The sequence below is a fragment of the Streptomyces sp. NBC_00158 genome, from assembly GCF_045160885.1.
GTDB lineage: Bacteria > Actinomycetota > Actinomycetes > Streptomycetales > Streptomycetaceae > Streptomyces.
Genome location: NZ_CP108161.1, coordinates 7,040,368 through 7,057,604 on the forward strand (window position 1 = coordinate 7,040,368; position 17,237 = coordinate 7,057,604).

Annotated in this window: 15 protein-coding genes; 6 read left to right on the forward strand and 9 right to left on the reverse strand. The window is 72.5% G+C overall.

Going from position 1 to position 17,237, the window contains the following annotated elements; all coding sequences use genetic code 11:
- Positions 1-28 precede the first annotated feature (28 nt).
- The gene (locus tag OG553_RS32220; RefSeq protein ID WP_405982369.1) at positions 29-823 is read left to right on the forward strand and encodes a class I SAM-dependent methyltransferase; all 795 of its coding nucleotides are present in this window, start codon (positions 29-31) and stop codon (positions 821-823) included.
- Between the two features lie 158 nt (positions 824-981).
- Positions 982-1,359 carry a hypothetical protein gene (locus OG553_RS32225; protein ID WP_405982370.1) on the forward strand — a complete coding sequence of 126 codons (378 nt, stop codon included), beginning with the start codon at positions 982-984 and terminating at the stop codon, positions 1,357-1,359.
- A 60-nt stretch (positions 1,360-1,419) separates the two neighbouring features.
- Here the strand turns inward: OG553_RS32225 and OG553_RS32230 are convergent, their stop codons facing one another.
- The 5 genes from OG553_RS32230 to OG553_RS32250 all read right to left on the reverse strand — a co-directional run bounded on the left by OG553_RS32230 (position 1,420) and on the right by OG553_RS32250 (position 4,860).
- Positions 1,420-2,082: a methionine ABC transporter permease gene (locus tag OG553_RS32230; RefSeq protein ID WP_405982371.1), complete on the reverse strand. Its 663-nt coding sequence runs from the start codon at positions 2,080-2,082 to the stop codon at positions 1,420-1,422.
- Positions 2,079-3,146: a methionine ABC transporter ATP-binding protein gene (locus OG553_RS32235; protein WP_405982372.1), complete on the reverse strand. Its 1,068-nt coding sequence runs from the start codon at positions 3,144-3,146 to the stop codon at positions 2,079-2,081. Before OG553_RS32235 ends, OG553_RS32230 begins: the two co-directional genes overlap by 4 nt.
- A complete protein-coding gene (locus OG553_RS32240) occupies positions 3,143-4,027 on the reverse strand; it encodes a MetQ/NlpA family ABC transporter substrate-binding protein (RefSeq protein WP_405982373.1) in 885 nt (294 codons plus the stop codon). The genes OG553_RS32235 and OG553_RS32240 overlap by 4 nt, the downstream gene beginning before the upstream one ends.
- Positions 4,028-4,145: 118 nt before the next feature.
- Positions 4,146-4,538, reverse strand: a complete 393-nt coding sequence (locus OG553_RS32245) for a GntR family transcriptional regulator (protein WP_405982374.1) — start codon at positions 4,536-4,538, stop codon at positions 4,146-4,148.
- 79 nt (positions 4,539-4,617) lie between these two features.
- Positions 4,618-4,860, reverse strand: a complete 243-nt coding sequence (locus OG553_RS32250; RefSeq protein ID WP_405982375.1) for a hypothetical protein — start codon at positions 4,858-4,860, stop codon at positions 4,618-4,620.
- A gap of 236 nt (positions 4,861-5,096) precedes the next feature.
- Between OG553_RS32250 and OG553_RS32255 the strand changes: the two genes are divergently transcribed.
- The gene (locus OG553_RS32255) at positions 5,097-5,456 is read left to right on the forward strand and encodes a hypothetical protein (RefSeq protein ID WP_405982376.1); all 360 of its coding nucleotides are present in this window, start codon (positions 5,097-5,099) and stop codon (positions 5,454-5,456) included.
- A gap of 145 nt (positions 5,457-5,601) precedes the next feature.
- Here the strand turns inward: OG553_RS32255 and OG553_RS32260 are convergent, their stop codons facing one another.
- From OG553_RS32260 to OG553_RS32275, 4 genes are all read right to left on the reverse strand, one after another.
- The gene (locus tag OG553_RS32260) at positions 5,602-6,531 is read right to left on the reverse strand and encodes an ABC transporter ATP-binding protein (protein WP_405982377.1); all 930 of its coding nucleotides are present in this window, start codon (positions 6,529-6,531) and stop codon (positions 5,602-5,604) included.
- A gap of 85 nt (positions 6,532-6,616) precedes the next feature.
- Complete coding sequence (locus OG553_RS32265) at positions 6,617-8,527, reverse strand: helix-turn-helix domain-containing protein (RefSeq protein ID WP_405982378.1); 1,911 nt, start codon at positions 8,525-8,527, stop codon at positions 6,617-6,619.
- A 16-nt stretch (positions 8,528-8,543) separates the two neighbouring features.
- Positions 8,544-9,899 (reverse strand): MFS transporter, encoded by a 1,356-nt coding sequence (locus OG553_RS32270; RefSeq protein WP_405982379.1) that lies wholly within the window; start codon positions 9,897-9,899, stop codon positions 8,544-8,546.
- 667 nt (positions 9,900-10,566) lie between these two features.
- Complete coding sequence (locus OG553_RS32275; RefSeq protein WP_405982380.1) at positions 10,567-12,687, reverse strand: SpoIIE family protein phosphatase; 2,121 nt, start codon at positions 12,685-12,687, stop codon at positions 10,567-10,569.
- Positions 12,688-12,998: 311 nt separating this feature from the next.
- Here OG553_RS32275 and OG553_RS32280 point away from each other — a divergent pair, with 311 nt between their 5' ends.
- From OG553_RS32280 to kdpB, 3 genes are all read left to right on the forward strand, one after another.
- Entirely contained in the window at positions 12,999-13,673 is a 675-nt protein-coding gene (locus tag OG553_RS32280) for a pyridoxal 5'-phosphate synthase (RefSeq protein ID WP_405982381.1), read from the forward strand.
- Positions 13,674-13,764: 91 nt separating this feature from the next.
- Positions 13,765-14,400, forward strand: coding sequence for an SAM-dependent methyltransferase (locus OG553_RS32285; protein WP_405982382.1), 636 nt, complete (start codon positions 13,765-13,767; stop codon positions 14,398-14,400).
- Between the two features lie 650 nt (positions 14,401-15,050).
- Positions 15,051-17,207, forward strand: a complete 2,157-nt coding sequence (kdpB, locus tag OG553_RS32290) for a potassium-transporting ATPase subunit KdpB (RefSeq protein WP_405982383.1) — start codon at positions 15,051-15,053, stop codon at positions 17,205-17,207.
- Positions 17,208-17,237 lie beyond the last annotated feature (30 nt).

Genomic DNA, 17,237 nt, shown 5'->3' on the forward strand with positions numbered 1-17,237 from the left:
GGGGTGGCCGCGGGTCGATAGTGGGGCTGTGAGCGACTCGGTGCGGGAATCCGGGGACCAGGGCGGCGCCGAGGCGGCCGCCTGGTCCGGGAGTGAGGGAGCGCGGGCCTTCGCCGCGCTGGAGGCGGCCACGGACTGGCTGCTCGGCTACCCGTTCGTCTTCCGGGCCCTGGCCCGGGCGCGGATCGGCGCCGGGAAGGTCCTCGTGGACTACGGATGCGGCCCCGGCAAGGTCGCCGGGCACGCCGCCCGGCTGCTGGGGGCGCGGGTGGTCGGGGTCGACACCTCGCCCGAGATGCTGGCCCTGGCCCGCGCCTCGGACACCGGGGCCGCCGAGTACCACCTGGTCGAAGGCGGCCGCGTGACCGCCCTCGCGGACGGCGGCGCGGACGCGGTCATGTGCAGTCACGTGCTGGCCTCGCTGCCGGACGAGGAGGCGGTGCTGGCCGTGTTCCGGGAGGTGCGCCGACTGCTGCGCCCCGGCGGCCCGTTCGTCCTGCTGGCCACCGACCCGGCCTGCACGGGCACGGAGTACGCCTCCCTGCGGATCGGGGAACCGGGCACGGTGTACGCACCGGGCCGGGAGCTGACCGTACGGCTGAGGCGCACCGACGGCTCCTGGCAGGAGGTGCGCAACCACGCCTGGCCCGTCGGCCTCCTTCCCGGACTGCTGGAGCGGGCCGGGTTCCGGGACGTGGCCCAGCACCGGCCGACGGTGGCGGAGGCGGGCGAGGTGTCCGGCGCGGAACTGGTGGGCAGCCGCCCCTGGTCGGCGGAACGGGCGGCCCCGCCGCTGGTGGTCACCACGGCCGTGGCCGCCTGAGGCATCCTGCGGACCCCCGAACCGAGCATACTTACATCAGGCAATAGTTCGACTTTTCGCTTATCAAGCTGAAAGTCAGACAATCCTGTGACTCATATGGCAGCCTGCTGCGCACGGCAGGGGGTGCGAAGGCGCCCGGCCGTGACCGGGGAGGTCACATGCGTGGATCACTGCTGCACAAGTCCCGTGCGGTGCTCGCGGGTTCCCTGATGGCGCTCGGCGTCGTCGGCCTGAGCGCCGCTCCGGCCAGCGCCTGGTCGGGAGGGAACGTCTGGGTCAACTTCGGCAGCTGGAACTGCCCGGCCGGCGGCTCTGTCGTCGGCGTGTACTGGGGGGTGGACGCCTACTCCAGCGGCCCCGCCTCCGGGGACTGGGGCGACAACGTCATCTACCCGGGCGTCCGGGTGGGATCGGGGGCGTACAACACCCTGAGCTACCAGACGATGTGCAAGAAGTGGGGCTGGTACACGTACCGCGGTGTGGTGGGCCAGCGGACGCTGACCCCGTACAAGTCGGGCCTGAGCTACACCTACTGACCGACGGCGGCGCCCCCTCCCGGGGGAGGGGGCGCCGCCGTTCGCCGCGACCGGGCCCGGTCAGCGCCTGAGGATCCGGCGCGAGACGCGGTCGCCCAGGAACTGGGCCGACTGCACCAGCACGATCAGCACCAGTACGGTCACCACCATCACGGACGTGTCGAAGCGCAGGTACCCGTACGTCATGGCCAGGTTGCCCACCCCGCCGCCGCCGACCGTGCCCGCCACCGCGGAGAAGTCGATCAGCGCGACGAGCATGAACGTCAGGCCGAGCACCAGCGGCCCGAGGGCCTCCGGCACCAGCACCGTGAGCAGGATCCGCAGCGGTCCGGCCCCCATCGAACGGGCCGCCTCGACCACGCCCGGTTCCACGGCCAGCAGGTTGGACTCCACGATCCGGGCGATCCCGAAGGTGGCCACGACCGTCATCGGGAAGATCGCGGCATCCGTGCCGATCATCGTGCCGACCACCGCCCGGGTGACGGGAGCGAGGGCCACGATCGCGATGATGAAGGGGATGGGCCGGATGACGTTGATGAACGCGCCGAGCGCGGCGTGCACGACCCGGTTCGGCAGGACGCCGCCCTTGCGCGTGGCGTAGAGGGCGAGCCCGACGGCGAGTCCGCCGACGCTGGAGAGCGCGAGGGTGATCAGCACCATGTAGACGGTCTCGCCGGTGGCGTCGAGGACCTTCGGCCAGAACGTGCTCCAGTCGGCCTTCACCGCACACCCGCCTTCCGGCGGCCGGACGCGGCCAGGCCCGCTTCGACGGCCTCCACCGCCGCCCGGCCGCCCCGCAGCTCGATGGTCACGCTGCCCAGCGGGCGCCCGCGGACCTCGCCGACCCCGCCGTGGACGAAGGAGAAGTCGACGCCGTGCTCGCGCAGCAGCGGCGAGAGCCCCTCCATGGCCGGTACGCCGTCGACGACCGGTACGGTCACGAGCCGCCCCGGATGGCGCACCCGCAGCCGCTCCAGCAGCTCGCCCTCCGGTTCGGCGTGCAGCGCCGAGCGGACGAAGGCGGCCGTGGTGGGGTGCCGCGGGCGCGCGAAGACCTCGTACACCTCGCCGCTCTCCACCACGCGGCCGTCCTCCATCACCGCCACCCGGTCGCAGAGGCTCCGTACGACCTCCATCTCGTGGGTGATCAGCACGATGGTGACGCCCAGTTCGCGGTTGACCCGGCGGAGCAGGGCCAGCACCTCGCCGGTCGTCTGCGGGTCGAGGGCTGACGTGGCCTCGTCGCACAGCAGCACCTTCGGGCGGGTGGCGAGGGCGCGGGCGATGCCGACCCGCTGCCGCTGCCCGCCGGACAGCTGCTCGGGGTAGCGCTTGCCGTGTCCGGAGAGTCCGACGAACTCCAGCGTCTCCTCGGCGCGGGCCCGGGCGGCGGCGCGGTCCAGGCCGGCCAGGCGCAGCGGGTAGAGGACGTTGCCGAGGACGGTGCGGGAGCGGAAGAGGTTGAACTGCTGGAAGATCATGCCGATCTCCCGGCGTACGGGCCGCAGTCCGCGCTCGCCGAGGGCGGCCAGGTCGTGGCCGTCCACCAGGATGCTGCCCGAGGTGGGCTCTTCCAGGCCGTTGAGCAGGCGCAGCAGGGTGGACTTGCCGGCCCCGCTGTGTCCGACGACCCCGAAGACGGTCCCCGGGTCGACGGTCAGGCTGACGTCGTCCACGGCGACGGCCCCGCCGGGGAACTCCTTGCGCGCGGAGCGGAGTTCGACCGCCGGGTGGTGGCCGCCCGCAGGGTTGCCGGCCGGCGGCCGGCCGGAGGCTGCGGCGGTCACTTCGCCAGCTGCTTCGTGATGCGGGCCAGCTCGGCCTGGAGCTCGGCGGCGGGCAGGTCGATGTGGTGGGCGGTGCCGTTGCTGGTGCGGCGGACCTCGTCCTGGACGGCCTGGGAGGCGTACAGCTTCACGATCTTCGCGTAGTCGGGGTCGTCCTTGTGGTCCGCGCGGGCGGCGATGACGTTGAGGTAGGGGACGGACTGCGGGCTCGCCGGGTCGTCCTTGAACAGGGCGGTCTTGGCGTCGATGCCTGCGAGTTCGGCGACCCCGTCGTTGATGATCGCGGCGTCCGCGTCCTTGAGGGTGCGCGGGGTCTGCTGCGCGTTCACCGGGGTGATCTTGATGTGCTTGGGGTTGGCCGTGATGTCGTCGGGGGTGGCGAACAGCCCGGCGTCCTTCTTCAGCTCGATCACCTTGGCCTGTTCCAGGACGCGCAGTCCGCGGCCCTGGTTGGCGGGATCGTTGGGCAGGGTGACCGAGGCGCCGTCGGGGAGGTCGGCCAGCTGCTTGTGCTTGCCGGAGTAGAGGCCGAGCGGTACGACCGTGGTCGCGGCGACCGGGGCGATGTCGGTCTTGTTCTCGGTGTTGGACTGGGCGAGGAAGACCAGGTGCTGGAAGGCGTTGAGCTCGATGTCCCCGGCGCTGAGCGCCTTGTTGGGCAGCGAGTAGTCGTCGAAGACCACCGTCTCGACGGTGAGGCCCTCCTTCTTGGCCTCCTTGGCGAGGACGTCCCACTCGGGGGAGTCCCCCGAGACGCCGACGCGGATGCGCTTGCCCTCCGAGCCGCCGAACCCGCAGCCGGAGACGAGCAGCGCGAGGGCGGTCGCGGTGGTGGTGAGGGCGAGGGCGGTGCGGCGGCGGCGCAGTGGAACAGCAGACATCACGGGATCCAGAGGTAGAAGAACGCGTCAAGCGAGATACCTCTGAACAGTAGGCACGGATCTGGGTTTTCTCTTGATATGAAAGATCGTATTCACGATCCTGCAACGAATGAAAGGTTCAAGGGGTGGGTGGCGGGTAATGCTCGCCGAGCACCGCGCCGAAGAGCGTCGAGACGTCGCGTGCGCTCAGACCCTGCTCGCGGGCCTCGCGCATCCATTCCCCGAGGCCCGTGCGCAGCGGGGACTCCGGTGCCGTCTGCGGGGTGGCCAGCGAGCGGGTGATGAACGTGCCGGAACCCTGGCGCACCTCGACGAGCCCGGACCGCTCCAGCTCGCGGTAGGCCTTGAGCGTGGTGTTCGGGTTGACCTTCGTGGTCGCGGCGACCTGCGCCGCCGTCGGCAGCTTGTCGCCCTCGGCCAGCGCCCCCATCCGCAGGGCCTGCTCCACCTGCTGCACGATCTGGAGGTAGGCGGGCAGGCCGCTGCGGCGTTCGATGCGAAACACGACCACCGTGCCCGCCTCCTTGCTGCTGGTTCCTTGGGTTCCGGGGTGACGTTCCAGCCTAGGCCGTCCACGGGGGTGGTGCGGCTCAGAGCGCCGACTGCCGCGCCCACCGCAGGAACGCACCCACCAGGAGCGCGGTCAGTCCCAGGAACATCCCGGCGGCGGTCCACTGCATGCCCGCCATCTGGTCGGGTCCGAAGTACGCCCAGACCGAGTTGACGATGCCGAGCGAGGCCCGGCAGGCCTCGGGCGAGCTGTCGTGCACGCAGGTGCTCCAGCCGTAGAGCCTGCCGGAGGCCGTCCCGATCCACTGGTCGACCTGCACCACGTGGGTCGAGCGCGGCGGGCTGGGTGGAACCCAGCGGATAGGCGAGGGTCCGGGGCGTGGCGAGCCGCTTCCTGAGCAACCTCCGCGGCGAGGAGGGCGACGTACGAGGCGAAGAACGTGGCCACCATGGCCGGCAGCGGCCGCCGGGCCACCGCCCCGATCCCGATGCCGAAGCGCGGTGCAGAACAGGGCCGAGGCCACCAGGACCGGCCCCGTGCCCCCGAACGCCGGGCCCGGTGAGCCAGTCCCGGGGTGCCACGGGGCCGACGGAGTCCAGCCACCAGGAGTGGAGCAGGCTCAGGACCGTCGTAGGCACCGCCGTCAGCGCCACGGCGAAGCACAGCTTCCACCGCAGCCAGCGGCCGCGCGGGACGGACTGGGTGGCGATCAGCCGGGCCGTCCCCTGCTCCCGGTCGGCGGAGAACAGCGGAGCGCCGAGCAGGACGCCGAACAGCACCGGCAGGAAGACGAGCGTGCTGCCGAAGGACTCCAGGTCGCGGGTGGCCCGGTCCCGGGCGGCCTGGTCGACCTCGCGCGGGGAGGCGGCGGGCCAGCCGGTGGCGTGCAGGGCGTCGAGCATCGCGCCGCGCTGGTAGACGATCCAGGCCGCTCCGACCATCGTCAGGGCGGCGCAGGTGATCAGGGCGGTGCGGTGCCGGCGCGCCAGGAGCCAGGCGAGCCCGCGCAGCCTGCGCGGGCGGGCGGTGGTCGCGGGGGCGGAGGCGGTCGCGGTCGGTGCGCTCATGCCGCGCACTCCTCTCGGTGCAGCGGGGCGGCGGTGGGGGAGAGCAGCGCGGGGGCCCCGGGTGAGCGGAGGTAGGCGAGCAGCACCTCCTCCATGCTCGGCTCCGTCTGCTGCCAGGCCTCGTCCAGCGGGCCCTGACGCCGTACCAGCGCGCTGAAGTGGCGTCCGGAAGTGCGTACTTCGATGACGGTGTGGTCGTTCAGGGCAGCGGGCGGCCCGGTCTCCGTGCCCACCCCGCTGACCAGGGTGTGCATGGGGACCAGCTCGTCCGCCTCCCCGGCCATCCGGACCCGGCCGTCGGAGAGCACGAGTACGTAGTCGCACATCGGCTCGATCTCGCTCAGCAGGTGGGAGGACATCACGACGGTGGTCCCGTGCTCGGCCGCCTCGGACAGCAGCAGGGCGCCCATCTCGTCCCGGGCGACCGGGTCCAGATCGGCCATCGGCTCGTCCAGCAGCAGCAGTTCGGGGCGCTTGCCGAAGGCCAGCGCGAAGGCCACGCGGGTGCGCTGGCCGCCCGACAGGTCGCCCACGCGGGCATCCTGCGGGACCATCCCCGCGCGGACGATCCGCTCGGCCACCGCCTGGTCCCAGCCCGGGTTGAGCTCCTGGCCCAGCCGCAGGGTCTGCGCCACCGTGAACCGCTTGAACAGCGGCTTGTCCTGCGCGAGATAGGCCCACAGCGGCATCGAGGCCCGGGAGCCCGCGGGGGTGCCGAAGATCCTCAGGTCGCCGGCCGAGGGCTGCGCGAGTCCCGCCGCCAGGCTCAGGAGGGTGCTCTTGCCCGCCCCGTTCGGCCCCACCAGTGCGGTGACGCGGCCGGCGGGTATCCGGAAGGAGCAGTCCCGCAGCGCCCAGCCCCGGCGGTACTTCTTGCCCAGCCCGCGCGCCTCCAGGGCCCATCGGCCGTCGGTCGTGCTTCGCACCGGCTTCCTCTTTTCAGTGAATCCACTAGGTGAGTAATGGAATCATGAGGTGAGGGTGCGACCCTGTCAAACGGAGGTGGCGCGCTCAGGAGGAAACCGGCCCCGGGGCGGTCGGAGCCGACACCTGGTGCAGGCGCAGGGCGAGTTGGAGCTCCAGGCAGCGGTCCGGGGACTGCCAGTCGGGGCCGAGGAGACGGCCGATGCGGTCCAGTCGCTGCACCACGGTGTTCACGTGGACGTGCAGGGCCTCCCTCGCCCTCGCCTGGCTCATGCCCGTCGCGAAGTAGACCCGCAGCGTCCCCACGAGGTCGCTGCCGCGCCGGGCGTCGTAGTCCAGCACCGGCCCCAGCACGGTCCGTACGAAGCCCGACAGGTCGGCCCGGTCGCCCAGCAGCACCCCGAGGAACCCGAGGTCCGCCAGGGTGCTCCCGTCACCGGCCCGGCCCAGCGCCCGCAGCGTCGACAGGCAGCGCAGCGCCTCCGCGTGCGCGGAGTGCAGCCCGCCCGGACCCTCGCCGGCCCGCGCCGCACCCACCGTGACGGGCACGCCCACGCTCCGCCCGACCGCCGCGGCCAGCCGGGCCGCGTCGGCACCGGCCGCCTCCGAGGGGGCCAGCAGCACGGCGTGGTCGTGGTGCACCCCCGCCAGCCCCCGGCGCTCGCGGGCGTGGTGCGCGGCGGCCGTGAGCAGGCGCGGCCGCGGCGCGGCGTCGCTGTGCAGGACGAACAGGGCGTGCGGGCGGTCCAGGTCCACGCCCAGCCGGCGGGCCCGCACGGCCAGGCTCCCCGGATCGGCGGACGGGCTCAGCAGGTCCCCGAGCAGCTCCCCGCGGATCCGGTCCTCGGTCTGCGCCACCGAACGGCCCAGGAGCAGCAGCAGGGCCGTGACCGTCGCCGCACGCTCGAACAGGCGCCGCCCGGCCTCGTCCAGGCCGGGACGGCCGGTGAGCGTGATGCTGCCCAGCAGTTCGGGACCCGCCAGCACGGCGCACACCCAGGTGCCGCCCTCCGCGACGGCCCGGCCGCCGGACCGGGAGGCCGCCACGGCCCCGGCCGGCGGCGGGCACGGCCCGGCCTGCGCACGGGCCAGCTCCCTGCCGTCCGGGTCGTGGACCAGGGTGCCGCCCTCCAGCAGCGCGCCGATCGCGGCCGCCACCTCGGCCACGTCACCGCCGCGCAGCACGAGACCGGTCAGCCGGTCGTGCGCCCGCTCGGCCCGGCGCAGCGCGTCGCTGTTCTCCTGGATGGTCCGGGACGCGGCGCCCAGTTCGGCCAGTGCCCGGCGGGTCTCCTCCAGCAGCCGGGCCCCGTCGATGGCGATGGCGGCGTGGTCGGCCAGCGAGGACAGCAGCGCCACCTCGCGCGGGCCGAACCCGCGCGGGCTGCGGTCGGCGGCGAACAGCACCCCGATCACCTTCGGCCCCAGCCGCAGCGGCACGCCCAGGATGGCGTGCAGGTCCTCCTCGCCGACGGCGCTGTCGATGGGGCCGGTGTGCCGGAAGCGCGGGTCGCGCTGGTAGTCCCCGGTGGCGTACGGGCGGGCCGTCTGGGCGACGAGCCCGCCGAGCCCCTCGCCCATCCCCAGCCGCAGCTGCTGGAACGCCGCCGACACCGAACCGTCGGTCACCCGCATGTAGGTGTCGCCCGCCGCCTCGTCGATCAGCGACAGGTACGTGACGTCCGTGTGCAGCAGCTGCTTCGCGCGGTGCGTGATGGCCCGCAGCACCGAGTCCAGGTCGCGGAGCGCGGCCAGGTCCCCGGCGGTGTCGAACAGCGCGGTCAGCTCCGCCTCGCGGGTGCGGTGCCGGCCCAGCGTCCGGTGGACCTCCAGGGCCACCCCCGCCGCCTCGTCCAGGGCGGCCAGTTCGGCCTCGGAGGCCCCGGCGGCACGCGCGGCCGCCGCGGGCCGCGCGAACTCCTCCGCCGGAGCCCCCCGGGCCAGCAGTCCGAGCAGCTCCCGTATGCCTTCCGTCACGGTGGTCACGCCGGTGAGCATACGGGCGCGGCCCCGGTCAGCCCTTGACGGGGACCGGCGCTGCCGTGGGGGAGGAGCGGTCGAGGCTGCGGCCCCGGGTCTCCCGGGCGACGAGCGCGGTCACCGTCGTGATCAGCGCGGCCGCGCAGAGGTAGGCGGAGACCGGCACGGAGGACCCGTACTCCTTCAGCAGCTCCACCGCGATGATCGGGGCCAGGGCGCCGCCGATGATGGAGGCGACCTGCGAGCCCATCGAGGCCCCCGAGTAGCGGACGCGGGTGTCGAACATCTCGGAGATGAACGCCGCCTGGGGTCCGTACATCGCCCCGTGCAGCAGCAGCCCGGCGGTCACCGCGGCGGCGATCACGGGGAAGGAACGCGTGTCCAGCAGCGCGAAGAAGGCGAACGCCCAGCCCGCCATCCCGACCGAGCCCACCAGCGTCACCGCGCGCCGCCCGATCCGGTCCGACAGCGCGCCCCAGAGCGGGATCGTCACGAAGTGCACCGCCGACCCGATCAGCACGGCGTTCAGCGCGTCCCCCTTGGGCAGGTGCAGGTGCACGGTCACGTAGACCAGCAGGAAGGCCGTCAGCACGTAGTAGGAGACGTTCTCCCCGAGCCGCACCCCGATCGCGGTGAGCACCCCGCGCCGGCCCGACCGCAGCACCTCCACCACCGGAGGCCGCTGCCGCACCCCCGCCGCCTCCTCGGCCTCGGCCCGGGCCCGCGCCTCCAGGAAGGCCGGCGACTCCGACACCGAGACCCGTATCCACAGCCCGACCACCACCAGCACCCCCGACAGCAGGAACGGCACGCGCCACCCCCACGCGAGGAACGCCTCGTCGGACTGGACGGCGGCCAGCAGCGCCAGCACCCCGGTCGCCAGCAGGTTCCCGCCGGGCGCACCGGCCTGCGGCCACGACGCCCAGAACCCCCGGCTCCGGTCGTCCCCGTGCTCGGCGACCAGCAGTACCGCCCCGCCCCACTCGCCCCCGAGCGCGAACCCCTGCACCAGCCGCAGCACGGTCAACAACACGGGCGCGGCCCCGCCGACGGCGGCGTGCGTGGGCAGCAACCCGATGGCGAAGGTGGCCCCGCCCATCATCAAGAGGCTCACCACGAGCAGCCGCTTCCGCCCGATCCGGTCCCCGTAGTGCCCGAACACCACCCCGCCGAGCGGCCGCGCGGCGAACCCGACGGCGTAGGTGAGGAACGCGAGGAGGGTCCCGACGAGGGGATCGCTGGAGGGGAAGAACAACGTGTTGAACACGAGGGCGGCGGCGGACCCGTAGAGGAAGAAGTCGTACCACTCGATGGTGGTCCCGACGAGACTGGCGGCGACGATCCTGCGTATGCCGGACGGACTCGTTCTGCTCGCTGCGGGGGAGACCATGTGCACCACTTCCAGGGGGCTTCGGGAACGTCGGGGTGTCGCCACAACGTAGAAGTCCCCAGGTCAGCGGCATATGTGGCAGGCCATCACAATCAGCCGCCAGCTTGTGTGCCGGATCACCACACAACCACCGCTGGCTCATTCCCACCCCCGGAGGAAACCCCTCCGCATCGCGCCGGACTCGCAGGGTTCCGCCCGTTTTGAAGGGGTGGTGCCGGTTACGGAGCGTTGAGCGCCACCCCTTCACCACCTCCGTCATCACGCCGCTTCCCTCCCGCACGTGCGGGGTACCCCCAGGGGTACGGCCCGCGGGGGTGGTCGTCCGTGCAGCAGCGGCGGGAGGGGCTCGTGATGGCTGAAGTGGCCTATCCGGAAGAACCCGAGCTTCTTCGGGGAGTAGCTGACCAGGAGGTTCTTCGTCTGCTGCTGGTACTGCAGTTGCACTCACTCTGACCAGCGCGCACGGCAGTGCGTACCGCTCCTTGGAGGGGGCTGGTCCGGAAATGGTCCGGATCTTGGTCCGTGTGGCCTTCTGGCGGAGGGGCAGGCGCCGCGCGGCGGATTGTGACGACGGCCGCGTCGTCGTCGAGGTGTGCGTGGACGTGGGGCAGCGCGGATCACCCCCCCCAGCCGATGCGCTGCCAGGTGACCACCCCCGGGGCGCCGTTCAGTACGGGCGAGCCTCGTCGGTGGGCTCGTGGTGGGGCAGTACGTGGGCGATGACGAGGGCGACGTCGTCGGCCGCGTCGTGGTGCCGTAGTGCGGTCAGGAGTCGGTCGCAGGTCGCCTCCAGGGGGAGGCCGGGGTCGGTGAGGAGGCTGAGGAGCAGGTCGAGGCGGTCGTCCAGGGCGTCGTCGCGGGTTTCGACGAGGCCGTCGGTGTACAGGACCAGCCGGTCGCCGGGGGCCAGGTCGAGCTCGGTGTTCTCGAAGTCGGTATCGCCGAGGCCGCCCGTGCCGAGCGGCACGCCGGCGGGAAGGTCGACCAGTTCGGGCGCCTGTCCCGACCGTATGACGACGGGTGGCGGGTGGCCGGCGAGGGCGACGCGGCAGCGGGAGAGGTGCGGGTCCCAGGTGGCGTAGACGCAGGTCGCCATCGTTCCGTCCAGTTCGGCGGTGATGTGGTCGAGGTGCCGCAGGACCCGGGCCGGGTCGAGACCGAGGTCCGTCAAGGTGCGGCTGGCCATGCGTAGTTGCCCCATGGTGGCGGCGGCGTGGATGCCGTGTCCCATGACGTCGCCGACCACGAGGGCGGTCTTGTCCCCCGGTTGGGGGATCGCGTCGAACCAGTCGCCGCCGATCCCGCTGGCCGCCGCCGCGGGCTGGTACCGGTAGGCGATCCGGAGGCCGGCGGCCCGGGGCGGCGGGTGCGGCAGGAGGTGGCGTTGCAGGGTCAGGGCGGTGTCGGTGGCGTGCTGGTACCAGCGGGCGTTGTCGACGGCGATGGCGGCGCGGGTGGCCAGTTCGCCGGCCAGGGTGACGTCGTCCTGGTCGAAGGGGAGCGGATTGCGGGTGCGCAGGAGGCCGAGGGCGCCCAGGACCTGGCCGCGGGCGGTCAGCGGTACGGCCAGGTAGGAGTGGGTGCCCTCCTGGGCGAGGAGGTCCGCGGCGGCCCGGTCGCGCGCGATGTGCGCCAGGTCCGGGCCGGTGACGTGCGGCACCAGGACGGGACGCCCGGTGCTCACGCAGCGTGCGACCAGGCGCTCGGCCGGGTACGTGGTGCGCTCGCCCACCGGGTCCGCGGCGCGGACGGCGGCCGTCTCGTAGGACGCCGCCACCGCCAGGGCCATGAAGAGGGCATGTCCGGTCCGGGGGCCGGGCTCCGAGGCCACGCTGCCTTCGAGGACGGAGTCGAGGACGTCGACCGAGGCGATGTCGGCCAGGTCGGCGACGACCAGGTCGGCGAGTTCGCGGGCCGTGCGCTCCAGGTCCAGCGTGGTCCCCACCGTCATCGACGCCTGTGCGACGAGATCGAGACGCCTACGGGATTCGGCGGCCCGTCTGGCCGCGCGGTAGCTGTCGGTGACGTCCACCACCATGAGGGCGACACCGATCACCCGCCCGCCCGGGTCCTCCAGCCGGTAGTACGAGCCCGACCAGGCGTGCTCCTGGTGCGGATCGGCGGGCGTGCGCCCGATGCCGTACTGGTCCAGCAGCGGTACGCCGGTGTCCAGGACCTGGCGCATGGAGGCTTCGATCACGTCCGTGTCCAGGAACGGCAAGGCCTCGCGGGGTGTACGGCCCAGGTGCTCCTCGGCGGGAACGCCGTTGATCCGCTCCAGCGTCGGGTTGACCAGGACGTAGCGCAGGTCGTTGTCCAGCACCGCCAGCCCGAGCGGGGACTGCGCCACCAGCGGCACCGACAGTGCCAGGTCGCGCTCCACGCCCCGCAGCACGGCCTCGTCGCAGGCGATGCCGAGGGCGTACGCGCCGCCGTGTTCGTCCTGCAGCCGCATGTTGCGGAACTCCGCCAGTCGTGTGGAGCCGTCCTTGTGTCGCACGGGGAAGACGCCGGCCCAGGTGCCCCCGCCGGCCATGACCTTGGCGAACAGGTCGAGGACCAGGCCGGCGTACTCGTCGGCGACCAGCAGTTCGGCGGCGTAGCGGCCCAGCGCCTCCTCGGCCGGCCAGCCGAACAGCTCCTGTGCCTGCGGGCTCCACAGGGTGATCCGCCCCTTGGCGTCCAGGACCACCGCGGCCACGCTCAGAACGTCCAGCAGACCGCCCGGCTCGGAGGGGGCGACCCTCACAGGGCCGGGCTCGGCCCGCAATGTCTCGGACGCCGCCATGACCGGACCTCCTTCGCCCACTGCGGCGGACCCGGACCGGATGGTCCGGCCCGACTTGCCTGTCGGCCCCCTCTCATCCTCCTCCCCGTCCACCCCGGGGGCACCCTCCGTCAGTGGCTGCCCGAAGGGCAGGAATGCGTCTTCTCGACGGGTGCGAGGAGCAGTCGTGACTCGGATGAGCGCGTACTGACCGGAATTGCATCTGTGGCTCATTAGGGCGATTCAACAAGCATTTGCAAGGCAAATTACCAATTAGCCCTAGTGGATGCAAGATGCTGATGTGAGGTTGTCGGAATCCGGAGGAGCAGAGGATGACCGCGGGTTCGGAGCACGTGGGCGGCACCCGGCAGTGGCTGCGCGGCCTTGAGGTCTTCGCCGGGCCGCTGCCGGAGTTCGATCCGGAGCGGGCCCCGGCCGATCCGGTGCGCCTGTTCCTGTCCTGGCTGGTCGAGGCCGTGGCGGACGGTGTGCGTGATCCGCATGCGATGACGCTGTCCACGGTCGACTCGGCCGGTGATCCGGACGCGCGCGTGCTGATCCTCAAGGGGGTGGACGGCTCGGGATGGCAGTTCGCCGGGCATGCCTTCAGCCCCAAGGGCGGCCGGCTGAGCTGCCACCCGCGCGCGGCCCTCACCTTCTGCTGGCCGCAGCAGGGGCGGCAGGTCAGGGTCCGGGGCAGCGTGACGCCCGGCTCGGCCGAGGAGAACGCCGCCGACCTCCTGGCCCGCTCCCTCACCGCCCGGGCGGAGTCGCTGCTCGGCCGCCAGAGCCGGCACCTGACCGATACCGCCGACCGGGACCAGGCCCTGGCGAAGGCGCTGACCCTGATCGAGCAGGAACCCTCGCTCGTCGACTCCGCCCGGACCCTCTACACCCTGGCCCCCACCGAGGTGGAGTCCTGGCAGGCCGCGAAGAGCCGCGTCCACACCCGGCTGCGCTACGAACGCGGCGGCGACGGCTGGGAACGGTTCCAGCTCTGGTCATGACCGCGGCAGTCCCGCACCCGCGACGCCGACGCCTCCGGTGAAGGGCGGGCGCATCCCCCTGTTCCTGCTCACGAAGCAAGGTAAGGACCCCATGAACGCACGCACCCAGGACGGCAGTGCCGGAGACGTCGACTACGGCGCCGTCGGCACCGGATACTCCTCCTACCGCAAGCCGGACACCCGCATCGCGCAGTTCATCGCCGAGGCCCTCGACGGCGCGCGGACCGTCCTCAACGTCGGCGCCGGCGCCGGATCGTACGAGAGTGCCGCAGGGGCGGTGACGCCCGTCGAGCCCTCCGAGTCCATGCGCGCCCGGCCCGCCCGAGGCCCGGTCGTCGTGCTGACCTGCGACCCGGAACTCGTGAAGGACTTCTGGCTGTACGAGTACGCCCCGGAGGTACTCGACACCGAAGCCCGCCGGTACCCGCCGATCGAGGAGATGGCGGGCGCCCTCGGCGGCACCGGGACCATCCAGGCCGTCCCTGTCCCGCTCGACTGCACGGACGGCTTCAACGAGGCCTACTACGGGCGCCCGGAGATGCTCCTCGCCCCAGCGGCCCGACAGGCCTGCTCGGCATGGAGCTTCATCGACGACGGTGCTCGTGCGCGCTTCGACGAGGGGCTCCGCCGCGATCTGGAGTCCGGGGCCCGGGACGAACGTTCCGGACACCTGCGCACGCAGGCGACGTACGAAGGGGCGCTCGTCATCGTGCGCGCGACCATCTGAACGGTGGAGGGGGACGACACCATGGCCGTACCCGGCCGCGAGGACGAACAGGGCCGGGGCTCGTCGACGCACAGGGCAAAGCCGAACGACTCTTCGGCCGAGGCGGCGTGACCGGAGAAGGCCGAGGCACGGCCTGTGCCCGGTCGCCGTCGCATCCGCATCCGTTCGACGCCCGTCTTGCGGTGACCCCATGGCTGAGAGGGCGAACACCCCGCCGGTGCGGCACTTGGCGCCGTCGGCCCCAGCGCTCGGCGAACCCACCTCGCAGCCGAGCGGCCGGTGAGTACTGCTGCCACGAGTGGGAGCGACGCCGCCCGCTTCGAGGGTCCGTCGGCTCCGTTCTCGCGCCCACGAGGCCAGTCACCCGCCGCGCCGTCACCGGTCCGACAGGGGTTTCCTGACGGGATTCTGACGGTCCGTTGACGCGATTCCCCGCACCGGCGTCAAGGCGGCGGCAATTCCTCTTCTCGGACTGCGCCGGCAGTAGGACGGTCGGGTAGCTTCCTCCCGTTCCCGCTGCCGGGGGCCCTGATCACCGCATGACGACGGCTGAGGGGCCCATGCCATCCGGCCCCCGGCAGCGGCGCCTTCCGTACGGCCGGCCCGACCAGTCGGCCTCCTCCTGCTTCACGTCAGAAGGTTCGCCTCTCATGTCTTCCGCCGCCACCGCGCAGCACACCCCTCCGGGCCCGGGGAGCCCGCCCCCGTCCCCCGTCTACCGGCCACCGCACCGGCGGCCCGGGCGACGGGCGCGACTGCTGGAGCCGGGGCAGCTGGCGGACGCGGCACGCGAGGCGGTGCGCAAGCTGCACCCGCGCGCTCTGGCGCGCAAACCCGTACTGCTGGTCGTCGCGGTCGGCTCGGTCCTGACCACGCTGTCGGCGGTGATCCACCCCTCGGTGTTCACCTGGGTGATCAGCGGCTGGCTGTGGCTGACCGTGCTGTTCGCCAACCTCGCCGAAGCCGTCGCCGAGGGGCGGGGCCGGGCGCAGGCGGCGTCGCTGCGCAAGGCCCGCACCGACACCGTCGCCCTGCGGATCAAGCACTGGTCCTACGGGACGAACCTGCGCACGGCCGAGACCGAGGCCGTCACCCCGGCCGAACTCCAGCCCATGGACTTCGTCCTGGTCGAGGCGGGCGAGCTGATTCCGGCCGACGGTGACGTGGTCGACGGGGCCGCGATGGTCGACGAGTCCGCCGTCACCGGCGAATCGGCCCCCGTGCTGCGCGAGTCGGGCGGAGACAAGTCCGGTGTGACCGGCGGCACGACGGTCCTGTCGGACTCGATCGTCGTCCGCGTCTCCTCGCGCCCGGGCAACAGCTTCCTCGACCGAATGATCGCCCTGGTCGAGGGCGCCGCCCGGCAGCGGACCCCGAACGAGATCGCCCTCAACATCCTCCTCGCCGCCCTCACGATCATCTTCGTCCTGGTGGTGATCAGCCTGCAGCCGATGGCCGACTACGCGAAGGCGGCCCAGAGCACCGCCGTCCTCGTAGCCCTGCTGGTCACCCTCATCCCCACCACCATCGGCGCGCTGCTCTCCGCGATCGGCATCGCCGGCATGGACCGCCTGGTCCAGCGCAACGTCCTGGCCATGTCCGGCCGGGCGGTCGAGGCGGCCGGCGACGTGGGCACGCTGCTGCTGGACAAGACGGGCACCATCACCCTCGGGAACCGGGAGGCCGCCGCCTTCGTCCCGTTGCCCGGTCAGGACCTGGGCAAGCTCGCGGAAGCCGCCCAGCTGTCCTCGCTCGCCGACGAGACGCCCGAGGGCCGTTCCGTCGTGGCCCTGGCGCGGCAGTACGGCATCCGGCCGCCGGCGGAGGGGGAGTTGAGCAACCCGCGGTTCATGGAGTTCAGCGCGAAGACCCGGATGAGCGGACTCAACCTGAGCTGGCCGAACGGCGCGGGCGTCGCCATCCGCAAGGGCGCGGCGGCCGAGGTCGCGGACTGGGTCGCGCTGCGCGGCGGCACCGTGCGGGGCGAAGCCGTCGCCTGGGCGGACTCGGTGTCCGCCTCCGGCGGCACGCCGCTGCTGGTGGCCGTCCACGACTGGGACGGACCACGGGTGCTGGGCATCATCCACCTGAAGGACGTGGTCAAGGACGGCATCCGCGAACGCTTCGCCGAACTGCGCCGCATGGGCATCCGCACCGTCATGGTGACCGGAGACAACCCGCTGACCGCCCGGGCGATCGCGGCGGAGGCGGGCGTCGACGAGTACCTCGCCCAGGCCACACCGGAGGACAAGCTCGCCCTCATCAAGCGGGAGCAGGAGGGCGGCAAGCTCGTCGCGATGACCGGCGACGGCACCAACGACGCCCCCGCCCTGGCCCAGGCCGACGTGGGCGTCGCGATGAACTCGGGCACCTCGGCCGCCAAGGAGGCCGGGAACATGGTCGACCTGGACTCCAACCCGACCAAGCTGATCGAGATCGTCGAGATCGGCAAGCAGCTCCTGATCACCCGGGGAGCCCTGACCACCTTCTCGATCACGAACGACGTCGCGAAGTACTTCGCGATCATTCCGGCGATGTTCGCCTCGGCCTACCCGGGCCTGGTCGCCCTCAACGTCATGGGCCTGCACAGCCCGCAGTCCGCCATCACCTCGGCGATCATCTTCAACGCGCTGATCATCATCGCCCTGATCCCGCTCGCCCTGCGAGGCGTCCGCTACCGGCCCGCCTCCGCGCACGACCTGCTCCGCCGCAACTTGGCCGTCTACGGCCTCGGCGGGCTGGTCGCCCCCTTCGTCGGCATCAAGCTCATCGACCTCGTGGTGTCCCTGATCCCCGGCATCGGATGAACTCCGTCAGAGCGGCGTCAATGTCTTCGT